Origin of the sequence: Actinomadura macrotermitis, assembly GCF_009604375.1 — a bacterium.
Taxonomy (GTDB): domain Bacteria; phylum Actinomycetota; class Actinomycetes; order Streptosporangiales; family Streptosporangiaceae; genus Spirillospora; species Spirillospora macrotermitis.
Window position 1 is genome coordinate 261,022 of record NZ_WEGH01000006.1, and the last position, 12,017, is coordinate 273,038.

General features: G+C 73.2%; 11 protein-coding genes. 10 read left to right on the top strand and 1 reads right to left on the bottom strand.

The window, feature by feature from the left end; all coding sequences use genetic code 11:
• The first annotated feature begins 193 nt into the window (after positions 1-193).
• Genes ACRB68_RS37720 through ACRB68_RS37745 form a run of 6 tightly spaced genes read left to right on the top strand, consistent with a single transcriptional unit; the run spans position 194 to position 7,124 of the window.
• Entirely contained in the window at positions 194-1,813 is a 1,620-nt protein-coding gene (locus ACRB68_RS37720; RefSeq protein ID WP_153541354.1) for an ABC transporter substrate-binding protein, read from the top strand.
• Positions 1,813-2,775, top strand: coding sequence for an ABC transporter permease (locus ACRB68_RS37725; RefSeq protein WP_153541356.1), 963 nt, complete (start codon positions 1,813-1,815; stop codon positions 2,773-2,775). Before ACRB68_RS37720 ends, ACRB68_RS37725 begins: the two co-directional genes overlap by 1 nt.
• Positions 2,772-3,638 (top strand): ABC transporter permease, encoded by an 867-nt coding sequence (locus ACRB68_RS37730; RefSeq protein WP_153541358.1) that lies wholly within the window; start codon positions 2,772-2,774, stop codon positions 3,636-3,638. Before ACRB68_RS37725 ends, ACRB68_RS37730 begins: the two co-directional genes overlap by 4 nt.
• A gap of 2 nt (positions 3,639-3,640) precedes the next feature.
• Positions 3,641-4,636: an ABC transporter ATP-binding protein gene (locus ACRB68_RS37735; protein WP_153541724.1), complete on the top strand. Its 996-nt coding sequence runs from the start codon at positions 3,641-3,643 to the stop codon at positions 4,634-4,636.
• Positions 4,633-5,439 carry an ABC transporter ATP-binding protein gene (locus ACRB68_RS37740; RefSeq protein WP_153541360.1) on the top strand — a complete coding sequence of 269 codons (807 nt, stop codon included), beginning with the start codon at positions 4,633-4,635 and terminating at the stop codon, positions 5,437-5,439. Before ACRB68_RS37735 ends, ACRB68_RS37740 begins: the two co-directional genes overlap by 4 nt.
• 23 nt (positions 5,440-5,462) lie before the next feature.
• Positions 5,463-7,124 (top strand): CocE/NonD family hydrolase, encoded by a 1,662-nt coding sequence (locus ACRB68_RS37745; RefSeq protein ID WP_153541362.1) that lies wholly within the window; start codon positions 5,463-5,465, stop codon positions 7,122-7,124.
• A gap of 5 nt (positions 7,125-7,129) precedes the next feature.
• On the opposite strand, the gene ACRB68_RS37750 is transcribed toward ACRB68_RS37745, so the two are convergent.
• Positions 7,130-8,023: a PaaX family transcriptional regulator gene (locus ACRB68_RS37750; RefSeq protein WP_328595286.1), complete on the bottom strand. Its 894-nt coding sequence runs from the start codon at positions 8,021-8,023 to the stop codon at positions 7,130-7,132.
• Positions 8,024-8,196: 173 nt separating this feature from the next.
• On the opposite strand from ACRB68_RS37750, the gene ACRB68_RS37755 reads away from it, so the two are divergent.
• Genes ACRB68_RS37755 through ACRB68_RS37770 form a run of 4 tightly spaced genes read left to right on the top strand, consistent with a single transcriptional unit; the run spans position 8,197 to position 12,003 of the window.
• Positions 8,197-9,111: an SDR family NAD(P)-dependent oxidoreductase gene (locus tag ACRB68_RS37755; RefSeq protein WP_328595287.1), complete on the top strand. Its 915-nt coding sequence runs from the start codon at positions 8,197-8,199 to the stop codon at positions 9,109-9,111.
• Positions 9,111-10,016: an amidohydrolase family protein gene (locus ACRB68_RS37760; protein ID WP_328595288.1), complete on the top strand. Its 906-nt coding sequence runs from the start codon at positions 9,111-9,113 to the stop codon at positions 10,014-10,016. The genes ACRB68_RS37755 and ACRB68_RS37760 overlap by 1 nt, the downstream gene beginning before the upstream one ends.
• Positions 10,017-10,021: 5 nt before the next feature.
• The gene (locus ACRB68_RS37765; protein ID WP_153541368.1) at positions 10,022-11,548 is read left to right on the top strand and encodes an acyl-CoA synthetase; all 1,527 of its coding nucleotides are present in this window, start codon (positions 10,022-10,024) and stop codon (positions 11,546-11,548) included.
• Positions 11,545-12,003 carry a MaoC family dehydratase gene (locus ACRB68_RS37770; RefSeq protein ID WP_153541370.1) on the top strand — a complete coding sequence of 153 codons (459 nt, stop codon included), beginning with the start codon at positions 11,545-11,547 and terminating at the stop codon, positions 12,001-12,003. Before ACRB68_RS37765 ends, ACRB68_RS37770 begins: the two co-directional genes overlap by 4 nt.
• Positions 12,004-12,017: the final 14 nt, after the last annotated feature.

Below are 12,017 nucleotides of genomic sequence, written 5' to 3' on the forward strand. Positions count from 1 at the left end.
GGACCGCCGAGCACGCTAGGCGCCACGGCCCGGATCTCAAGGGCCCGCCCGACCGCACCGCGCAGCCGCGCAGGCCGGTCACCCCGTTTCCCGCAGCGCCCCGCGCGCCACCCCGCGCCGGACCGGGCCCGTCTCTCCCCCGGCCTCCGGCGGCCCGTCCCGTTCCGGCCCGCCCGTCTCGAAGGGTCCGCTCATGTCCCGTCCCCGTCTGACCGCGCTCGCCGCGGTCCTCGCCGGCCCCGGCGTCCTCGCCGCCTGTACCAGCGGCGGCACCGCCGCGACGCAGGCGGCCGCCCCGGCACTCACCACGTCCGTCCCGGCGCCGGCCAAGGACGTCGACACCCTCACCTGGAACCTGCCGCCGGGTGAGCCGCCGACGCTGGACCCGGCCCAGGCGGCCATCGAGTCCATCAGCACCGTCGAGTCCAACATGTGCGAGGGCCTGTTCACCTTCGGCCCGAACTATGAGCGCGTGCCCGCGCTCGCCACCTCCGCCGAGCAGCGCGGCCCGCTCACCCACGTGATCCACCTGCGCCAGGGCGTGAGGTTCTGGGACGGCAGGCCGGTCACCGCCGAGGACGTCGTCTACAGCGTCCAGCGCGTCCTCGACCCCAGGCTCGGCTCGCCCTTCATCGCCTGGGCGGCGAACCTGCGCGACATCCGGATCACCGGCCGCGACGAGATCACCATCAGGCTGAAGAAGCCGGACGTCATCGTCCCCAACTTCTTCGCCATGCCCGCCTTCCACGTCGTGCAGAAGGCCGCCGCCGAAGCCGCCGGCAAGGGCTTCGGGGCCGCCGGGCGCGGCGTGGTGTGCACCGGCCCCTACAAGCTCGCCGGCTGGACGCAGGGCAAGGACATCACCCTCACCCGCAACGACGGCTGGTGGAACACCCCCGCCAGGCCCAAGGTCAAGAACGTGAAGTTCACGTTCGTCTCCGACCCGTCCGCGCAGACCGCCGCGCTGAACAGCGGCGACGTGGACGGCGAGTTCGCCGTCCCGCGCGCCGCCCACAAGCAGCTGGCCGGCAAGGGGCGCATGCTGTTCGGGCAGAGCCTCGGCCCCACCTTCCTGTCGGTGCTGAACCAGAAGGGCGCGCTCGGCGACCCGGCCGCCCGGCAGGCCCTGCGGTCCCTGATCGACTACAAGGGGATCATCAGGTCGGTCTACCAGGGCTCGGCGCAGCCGCTGCGGGCGCTCGTACCGCCGGCGGCCTGGGGGTACGCCAAGGACGTCTACCGGGCCGAGTACGACAAGCTGCCCGAGCCGTCGCAGGACCTGGCCAAGGCCAAGGCCCTGGTCGCCGGGTCCGCCCGGGCCAAGCAGAAGATCGTCCTGACCTACACCACGGCCATCGAGGAAGAGAGCCGGATCGCCACTGCGATCGCCGACTCCGCCAAGCAGGCGGGCATGAACATCGAGCTGAAGCCCCTCACGGCCCAGCAGTACGGCGCGATGTTCTCCTCGCCCCAGGCGCGGGCCGGCACCGACCTGTTCCTGGCCTCCGGCTACCTGGACTTCCCCGAGCCGCTGACGTACTACCAGTTCTTCACGACCGGGAACTTCTACAACTTCTCCGGCTACAGCAACAAGGACTACGACGCCGCCATCGACACGGCGATCTCCACGGCCGACCCGGCCGCCCGCGCCCGCCTGGTGACCAGGGCGCAGGCCATCATGGCCGAGGACCTGGTCAACATCCCGATCGCGACGCAGTACGTCAACGCCTACCACGGGCCCGGCCTGACCGGTCTCGTCCCGCGGCAGAGCTACCTGCACACGCCCTGGGCGACCACGCTCGGCGGCAAGTGATGACGGCGCGCACCCTCGCGGCCTGGATCGGCAAGCGCGCCCTCGGCGCGGTGCTCACCGTCCTGGCCGCCTCGATCCTCATCTACGGCGCGCTGCGCCTGGTCCCCGGGGACCCGGTGCTGGCGCTGACCGCCGGCCGCCGCCTCACCCCGGAGCAGATCGAGGCCGTGCGCCACCGCTACGGCCTCGACCAGGGCTTCCTGCAGGGATATCTGGGATGGATCGGCGACGCGCTCCGCCTGGACCTCGGCACCTCGTTCAACTACCAGACCGGCGTCACCTCGCTCATCACCGGCCGGCTCGGCGTGTCCGGCCTGCTGGTCGCCTACTCGGCGGTGCTGGCGATCGGGTTCGGCACGGCGGTCGCGCTGGTGTCGGCGGTCAAGGGCGGCTTGGTCGACCGGCTGGCGTCCGTCGCGGCGTCCGTCACCACCGCGACGCCGACGTTCGTGGCGGCCATCGGGCTGCTCGCGCTGTTCTCGGCCGGTCTCGGCTGGTTCCCCGCCACCGGCGCCGGCGACGGCTTCGCGGACCGGCTGTGGCACCTGACCCTGCCCGCGGTCGCCATGTCGATCGCCGCCTTCGGCGTCCTCGCCCGGGTCGGCAACGCGGCGTTCGCCGAGGAGCTCGGCCGCGAGCACGTGGAGGTGGCGCGCAGCCGCGGGGCGGGCGGCGCCGCGGTGATCCGCAGGCACGTGGTGCGCAACGCGCTCGGGCCGCTGCTGACGGTCGCCGGCCTGCTGGTGGCGAGCCTGTTCGTCGGGTCCGCCGTCGTGGAGACCGCGTTCGGCCTGGACGGTGTCGGCTCGCTGCTGGTCAGCTCGGTGTCGCGGCAGGACTTCCCCGTCGTCCAGGGCATCGCGCTCATCGCGGTCCTGCTGTTCGTCACCGTCAACACCCTGGTGGACCTGGCGCTGCCGTTCATCGACCCGCGCGTGACCGTCGGGGGGCTCGGCCGATGACGCTGACGATCCCCGCGCTGCGGGCCCGATCCGCCAGGAGGCGGCGGCGCCGCCCGCTCGGCCTCGTGCTCGCGGCCGCGTTCCTGCTCGCCGTCACCCTCACCGGGCTGCTCGCCCCCGTGCTCGCCCCGCGGTCCCCGGACGCCACGAGCCTGCTGGACTCGCTGGCCCCGCCGGGAACGGCGGGACACCTGCTCGGCACCGACTCCACCGGCCGGGACGTGCTGTCGCGGCTGATGTACGGCGCCCGGCTCTCGCTGATCGCACCCCTCGGCGTGGTGCTGCTGTCGGGGACGGCCGGGACCGTGCTCGGCCTGCTCGCCGCCCGCGCGGGAGGCTGGGTCGACGCCGTGCTCTCGCGCGGCATGGACATCGTCTTCTCCTTCCCGAGCCTGCTGCTGGCGATGCTCGTCGTGGCGGTGTCCGGGCCGGGGCTGCTCGCCCCCATCTGCGCCCTCGCCGTCGGCTACACGCCGTTCGTCGGCCGGGTCGTGCGCAGCGCGGCGATGCAGGAGGGCGCGCGCCCCTACATGGAGAGCTACCGCGTCATGGGCTTCGGCGAGCCGTGGGTGGCGGTCCGCCACCTGCTGCCCAACATCCTGCCGATGCTCGTCGCGCAGAGCGCCCTCGCCTTCGGCTACGCGCTGACGGACCTGGCGGCGCTGTCCTACCTCGGGCTCGGGGTGCGGCCGCCGGCCGCCGACTGGGGCTCGATGATCAGCCAGGCGCAGAGCGCCATCCTGCAGGGCGCGCCGTGGAGCGGGCTGATCCCCGGCCTGGCGGTCCTGCTGACCGTGGTGAGCGTCAACGTGCTCGGCGAGCACCTCGGCGGGTCCATCGGCCGGAAGCGGGAGGGAGCGTGAAGATGCTCGCGAAGACGACAGAGGCCGCCACGCACCGCGACGCCCTCGGCATCACGGGGCTGAGCCTGGCGATCGGCACCGGCGCGGACACGGTGCCGCTGCTGGCCGGCGTCACCGTCCGGGTCGGGCGGGGCGAGACCGTCGGCCTGGTCGGCGAGTCCGGCTCGGGCAAGTCGCTGACGGCGCGCAGCGCCCTCGGCATGCTGCCCCGCGGCGCCCGCACCACCGGGACCGTCACGGCCGGCGGCGTCGACGTGCTCGGCGCGGGGCGCCGGGAGCTGCGCGACCTGCGGCGCACCCGGGTGTCGATGATCTTTCAGGACCCGCGGGCGTCGATCAATCCGGTGCGCCGCGTCGGCGACTACCTCACCGAGGGGCTGCGGGCCCGCGGCGTGTCCGCGCACGCCGCCGGCGAGAAGGCGCTGGACCTGCTCGGCCAGGTCGGCATCCGCGACCCGCTGGGCGCGCTGCGCCGGTTCCCGCACGAGTTCTCCGGCGGCATGCTGCAGCGCGTCATGATCGCCGGGGCGCTGTCCACCGAGCCGGAGCTGCTGCTCGCCGACGAGCCCACCACCGCGCTGGACGTCACCACCCAGGCCGAGGTGGTCGGGCTGCTGAAGGACATGCAGCGGGCCCACGGCACCGGCATGCTCTTCGTGACGCACGACCTGGACCTCGCCGCCGCCATCTGCGACCGCGTCTACGTCATGTACGCGGGCCGCATCGTGGAGGAGGCCGCCGGCTCCGCGCTCTTCGGCGCGCCCGCGCACCCCTACACGCGGGCGCTGCTGGAGGCGAGCCCGTCCGTGCACGGCGACCGGGCCGTGATCAAGGCGATCCGGGGGCGCCCGCTGGCGCTCGCCGAGTCGCCGCCCGGCTGCTCGTTCCGCGACCGCTGCCCGCTCGCGGACGACGCGTGCGCCGGGGCCGTGCCCGCCCACCGACGGCACGGGGCCTCGACGGCCGCGTGCCTGCGCCCGGAACAGGTGACGCCATGACCATCCCCGTGCTGCGCGCCGAGTCGCTGGTGAAGCGGTTCGGCGGTTTCACCGCCGTCGACGACGTGAGCTTCGAGCTGATGCCGGGCGGCTCGCTCGGCATCGTCGGCGAGTCGGGCTCGGGCAAGACGACCACGGCCCGCATCCTGGCCGGGCTGGAGCAGCCGACCTCGGGGACCGTCACGCTCGCCGGGCGGGCCCTGGAGGGCGATTCGCGCCGCGCCCGGCGGCAGCGCGCGGGCCGGCTCCAGATGATCTTCCAGGACCCCTACGGCTCCTTCGACCCGCGCCAGAGCATCGCCCGGTCCATCGCCGAGCCGATGCGGCTGCACGCGCCCGGCACCCGCAAGGAGCACCGGGCGCGCGTCGCCGAGCTGCTGGACCAGGTCGGGCTGAGCAGCCGCGTGGGCGAAGCGCTGCCGCGCGACCTGTCGGGCGGCCAGCGGCAGCGCGCCGCGATCGCCCGCGCGCTCGGCATGGCGCCGCGCGTGCTGGTGCTGGACGAGGCCGTCGCCGCGCTCGACGTCTCGATCCAGGCGCAGATCCTGACCCTGCTGGACGAACTGCGCCGCGAGACCGGCATCTCGTACGTGTTCGTCGGCCACGACCTCGCGGTCGTCCGCTACATCACCGACACCGCCATCGTGATGCGGCACGGCCGCGTCGTCGAGCGCGGTGAGACCGAGCGCGTCCTGCGCGCCCCGCAGCACCCCTACACCCGCCTGCTGCTCGACTCCATCCCCTCCCCGGACTGGGACCTGGAGCGGGTGGCGCGGGACCGCCGCGCGCTCGACCCGCGCTGACCTTTCACCCACGGAGACCTCACGTGCTGAACATCAAGCGGATCGGACCGGCCGCCGCGCCCTCCGACGCCCGGCAGGCCATGATCCCCATGCGGGACGGGGCCCGCCTCGCCGCCGACCTCTACCTCGCCGAACCGCCGGGCCCCGTCGTGCTGGTGCGGCTGCCCTACGACAAGGACGGCGAGTACTGCTTCATGCCCGCCATCGCCCGCTACTTCCTGGCGCGGGGCTACCACGTCGTCGTCCAGGACGTCCGCGGCAAGTACCGGTCGCAGGGCGCGCCCGAGTTCGCCCGCAACGAACCGGCCGACGGCCGCGACACGATCCAGTGGATCACCGAGCAGCCCTGGTGCGACGGCGACGTCGTCATGTGGGGCGACTCCTACTACGGCTACACCGCCATCGCCGGGGCGGTCGGCGCCCACCCCGCGCTGCGGGCGATCGCGCCGCGCCTCACCGGGTCGCAGCTGTCGATGACCCTGGAGCACGGCGACGGCACCCGCGACGTCGAGCAGACCAGCCGCAAGTTCTACTTCGCCTCCCACTACGTGGACGCCGGCCGGTACGAGTGGGAGCCCGACTGGGACCGCCGCCCGCTGCGGGCGATGCTCGAGGAGTTCTTCGAGGGGATCGGGAAGCGCTCGGCCAACTTCGACGGCGAGTTCGCCGGGGAGTCCCTGTTCGTCCCTCCCCCGGTGAAGGCGCTGCTGGAGAGCCCGCCCATCCCGGTCCTGTACACGATCGGCTGGTTCGACAACTGCGCCGTGTGGTCCTGGCACGACGTCCGCGCCTTGGCGCAGGACCCGGGCTGGGCCGACCGGCTCCACCTGCGCGTGGAGGCCGTCGACCACGAGAACTACCGGCTGGGCGACGCCCCGATCGCGCCGCACGACGACCACACCGCCGACGCTGCGGCTCTGGAGCGGCTGCTGCCTCGCTATCTCGACCCCGGGATCGAGTTCTTCGACGCCGTCCTCGGCCGGTCGGGCGACCTGGCGTCGCTGCCGCGCGTCCGCTACGAGGTCTGCCACGGCGAGTGGGGCGAGAGCGACGTCTGGCCGCCCCGTCAGGCGTCCGACCTCGTGTACCACCTGACGGCGTCTTCCTCCCTGGCCGCCGAGGCGCCGACGGAGGCGGGCGTACTGGAGTGGACGCACGACCCGTCCGACCTGGTGCCTTCGACGGGGATGAACCCCTTCGCCGCCCTGTTCGACCGATCGGACCTGAGTTCGATCGGGGAGCGCGCGGACGTCCTTCGCTTCACCGGCCCCGTCTCCCCCCAGGATCTCGACCTGGTCGGCACCGTGACGCTGCTGCTGCAGCTCACAGCCCCTGCCGGCGCGAACATCCACACGCGCTTGCTGGACGTGGCGCCGGACGGCGGCGCGTTCCTCATCGCCAAGGGCCAAGTGCACCTGGAGGTCCCTGCGGACGAGGAGGAGGTCGTGGTGGACTTGCAGAGCATCGCCTACCGGTTGCGCTCCGGGCACCGCCTCGCGCTCGACGTCATGAGCAGCGACTTCCCCGACTACATCCCCGAATGCCCCGTCGGCGCCGACCCGTGGGCGGCCCTGCCGGGCGAGCCGAGCAGCAGGAGGATCACCGTAGGCGGTTCATCGCCCTCGTGCCTGCGCATCGGCAGATGGCAGCCCGATCAGCTCCGGCAGGCCCGCGCCGGCCGATGAGCGCGCTACCCGGCCGAGGCGTGCTCCTGCGCCTCGGCCGGCGCGTCCTCGTCCCCGCCCTCGTCAGGGATGGTGTCGAGCATGTCGGCCGCGATGGCCCGTGCCTCGGGATCAAGGCGGGCGTGCACGGAGCGGAAGACACGCTGGGCCCGCTCCGCCGGCCAGTCCTGTGGCAGGTGCTCCTGCGGCAGGCGCGGGTCCTGCCGGATGGTCTGCAGCCACTCGGACTGCAGCAGCAGCTGCCGCGCAAGGCTGTCGGCGGGTTCGACGGGCAGGGCGGCACCGTCCCAGCGGTCCAGGAAACGGTGGTAGCGGCCTGCGATCGAGGGCAGGTCCCAGGCATCGCGCACGAGCTCGCCCACATCGGTCGGCGGCAGCGCGCGCGCTTGGAAGACCTTGACGTGGTCGGCCGCCTCCAGACCGTCGAGCAGCGGCCCGACGTCCACCGGGGACGGGGCGACCCACAGGCCGCCCTGCAACGCGCCGAAACCCGACCACAGCAGCCGCGACCGCAGCACGTGCCGCTGCCGTTTCCACGACTCCGGCAGCGAGAAGCCGAGCAGCGTCCAGGTGCCGTCCCAGTGGGTGTTGACCGCGCCGATCCGCCAGATCCGGGCCTCGCCGTCCAGGAGGATCTCGCGGGAGCGGGGGGTGAGGCCGAGGTAGACGCTGCGGCCCCGCCGCACCCGGTGCAGCAGGCCGCTCCGCGCCATCCGGCTGAGCGTGGAGCGCGTGGCGTCCTCGGAGACCCCGACCCTGCCCAGCACGTCCAGCACGCTCGCCGTCGCCACGTGGACGTGGCGGCCGAGCACGTAGCCGCCGAAGAAGGTCAGCAGCAGCGCCTGCGGGCGCGGCACGCCGCCGCCGTCGGCCTCGGGGAAGGTCGGGTCCTGGGTCACGTCCCCCAGCCTAGCGACATCAATAGTGGGCAGCATCTTGACTGCCGTAACGAATCTGCCTACTTTCATGAGCGACGCAGCGACCGCTCTCCCCCTGGATTCCAGGATGTCGCTGCCGCTCGACGTTGGGCACTCTCATCACCTCTGCCCAAGTAAGCGACGGAAGGATCCCAGTGAATCTGAAGGACACGGTCGCCATCGTCACCGGCGCCGGCAAGGGCCTCGGCCGCAGCTACGCCCTCGCGCTGGCCGGCGCCGGCGCCGCGGTCGTGGTGAACGACGTGGACGACGCGGCGGCCGAGCGGGTCGTCAAGGAGATCGCCGCGCAGGGCGGCCGGGCCGTCGCCGAGACCGGCGCGGTCGGCACGACGGCCGTCGCCGAGGCCCTGGTCACCCGCGCGGTGCAGGAGTTCGGCCGGCTGGACGTCCTGGTGACCAACGCCGGGATCCTGCGCGACCGGGTGCTGTGGAAGATGTCGGACGAGGACTTCGACGCGGTGATCGGCGTCCACCTGAAGGGCACCTTCACCTGCGTACGCGCCGCCGTCCAGCGGATGCGCGAGCAGGGCGACGGCGGGCGGATCATCGTCGTCGGCTCGCCCGCCGGGCAGCGCGGCAACTTCGGGCAGACCAACTACTCCGCGGCCAAGGCCGCGATCGTCGGCATGGTCCGCACCTGGGCGATGGAGTGCGCCAAGGCCGGCATCACCGTCAACGCCGTCGTCCCCGTCGCGGCGACCGAGATGACCCGCACCATCCCGGCCTTCGCCCCCCACATCGAGGCGTGGGAGGAGCGCGGCGAGCCCTTCCCCGCGTGGCTGCGCGCCGCCGAGGGCTTCGGCACGACCGAGGACGTCGCGGCCCTGCCGGTCTTCCTGGCCTCCCCCGCCGCCGCGAAGGTGACCGGGCAGGCCATCGGCATCGGCGGTGACAAGCTGTCCCTGTGGTCGCACCCGCAGGAGGTCGCCGTGGCCTACCGCGAGGGCGGCTGGGACGCCGACGCGATCGCCGCCACCTGGGCGGCCGGCGTCGGCCGCGAGCCGCAGACCTACGGCATCCCCGCGCCGCAGGCCCCCGAGGCCCCGTGATGGCCGGCACAGTGATGGCCGGCACCGTGATGAACGTCGACGAGCTGGTCGCCATCGACGTCCACACCCACGCCGAGGTCTCCGCCGACGGCCACACCGCGCTGTCGCCGGAACTGCTCGCCGCGTCGGAGAAGTACTTCGGCGCCCACGGCCACCGGCAGCCGACCATCGACGAGATGGCCGCCTACTACCGCGAGCGCCGGATGGCCGCCGTGGTGTTCACCGTGGACACCGAGCACGCCACCGGTCACCCGCCGATCCCGAACGAGCACGTCGCCGAGCAGTGCGCGCGCCACCCCGACGCCCTGATCCCGTTCGCCAGCATCGACCCCTGGCGCGGCCGGGCCGGCGCCCGCGCGGCGCGCAGGCTGGTCGAGGAGCACGGCGTGCGCGGCTTCAAGTTCCACCCCAGCCTGCAGGGCTTCGACCCGAACGACCGCATGGCCTACCCGCTTTACGAGGTCATCGAGGAGCTCGGCGTGCCCGCGCTGTTCCACACCGGGCAGACCGGCATCGGCGCCGGCGTGCCGGGCGGCGGCGGCATCCGGCTGCGGCACTCCAACCCGATGCTGGTCGACGACGTGGCGGTGGACTTCCCCGAGCTGCGGATCATCCTGGCCCACCCGTCCTTCCCCTGGCAGGACGAGGCGCTGGCCGTGGCCACGCACAAGCCGTACGTCTACATCGACCTGTCGGGCTGGTCGCCGAAGTACTTCCCGCCGCAGCTGGTGCGCTACGCCAACTCCCTGCTGCAGGACAAGGTGCTGTTCGGCTCCGACCATCCGGTCATCACACCCGACCGCTGGCTGGCCGACTTCGACAAGCTGGACATCAAGCCCGAGGTGCGGCCGAAGATCCTGAAGTCCAACGCGGCCCGCCTGCTCGGCCTCACCAAGGAGGGGTAGCGGCCATGGACAACGAGGGCATCGGCTCCTGGACGGCACGCCGCGCCCGCAAGACGCCGGGCAGGGTCGCGGTCGTCCACGGCGAGACCCGGCTCACCTACGCGGACCTGCACGAACGGGTGTGCCGGCTGGCGCACGCGCTGCGCGGCCTCGGCGTCCGGCGCGGCGACCGGGTCGCCTACCTCGGCCCGAACCACCCGGCCTTCCTGGAGACGCTGTTCGCCGCCGGCATGCTCGGCGCGGTCTTCGTCCCGCTGAACATGCGCCTGGCGGGCCCGGAACTGGAGCACTGCCTGACCGACTCGGGCACCGGCGTGCTCGTCCACGCCCCCGAGCACGCCGCGGTGGCCGCCGAGGCGGCCGGCGCGGTCCGGCACCGCGTCGCCCTCGCCGGTCCCGGGCAGGGCGCGGCCGGGTACGAGGACCTGCTGGCGGCCTCGCCCGCCGAGCCCGTCGACGAGGCGGTGCGCCTGGACGACCCCTGCCTGATCATGTACACCTCCGGCACCACCGGCCGCCCCAAGGGCGCGGTGCTCACCCACGGCAACATCACCTGGAACAGCGTCAACGTGCTGGTCGACATCGACCTCGCCGCCGACGAGGTCACCCTGGTCGTGGCGCCGCTGTTCCACACCGCCGGGCTGAACATGACCTGCCTGCCGACCCTGCTGAAGGGCGGCACGGTCGTGCTGATGCCGGCCTTCGACCCCGCCGCGGCGCTGGCGGCGATCGAGGCCCACCGCGTGACGTACATGTTCGGCGTGCCGGTGATGTTCGACGCGATGGCGGCGTGCCCGGCGTGGCCGTCGGCCGACCTGTCCAGCCTGCGGCAGCTCAACTGCGGCGGGTCGCCGGTGCCGCCGAGCACCATCCGCACCTACCAGGACCGGGGCCTGGCCTTCAGCCAGGGCTACGGCATGACCGAGGCGTCGCCCGGCGTCCTCTACCTGGCCCGCGAGGACGCCGCCCGCAAGGCGGGCACGGCCGGGGTGCCGCACTTCTTCACCGACGTGCGCGTGGTGGACCCCGAGCTGCGCGACGTCGCCCCCGGTGAGAAGGGCGAGGTCCTGGTCAGCGGCCCGAACGTGATGCGCGGCTACTGGGGGCTGCCCGCCGAGACCGCCCGCACCATGGCCGCCGGCTGGTTCCGCTCCGGTGACGTGGCCACCGTCGACGCCGACGGCTACGTCGCCATCGTCGACCGGGTCAAGGACATGATCATCTCGGGCGGGGAGAACGTCTACCCCGCCGAGGTGGAGGCGGTCCTGTACGAGCACCCGGACGTCGCCGAGTGCGCCGTCATCGGCGTGCCCGACGAGCGGTGGGGCGAGGTCGGCCGCGCCGTCGTCGTCCCGAGGCCGGGGGCCGACCCGAAGGAGCCGGACCTCATCGCGTTCCTGCAGACCAGGCTCGCCAAGTACAAGGTCCCCAAGACCGTCGTCTTCACCACCGAACTGCCGCGCAACCCCACCGGCAAGATCCTCAAGAAGGTGCTGCGCGCCACCCACGCGCGGCCGAAGGAGAACCCATGACCACCAAGGCCGACGGCCTCGCCGAACTGCTCGCCCTCAAGGGCGCCGACCTCGGGCACACCGGCTGGATCGACGTCACCCAGGAGCGGGTGAACACCTTCGCCGACGCCACCGACGACCACCAGTGGATCCACGTCGACCCCGCCAAGGCCGCGGACGGCCCGTTCGGCGGCACGATCGCGCACGGCTACCTGACCCTGGCGCTGCTCATCCCGCTGTTCAACGAGCTGCTGGAGATCGGCGGCGTGTCGATGAGCGTCAACTACGGGCTGAACAAGGTGCGCTTCCCCGCCCCGGTGCCGGTCGGCGCGAAGATCCGGCTGGGCGGCGTCGTCGCCGACGTGACCGAGGTCAAGGGCGACGGCGTGGAGATGACGATGGACTTCACCGTGGAGACCGACCGCGGCGGCAAGCCCGCCTGCGTCGCCCAGGCGGTCTACCGGCACTACGCCTGACCCCCACGTCGTTA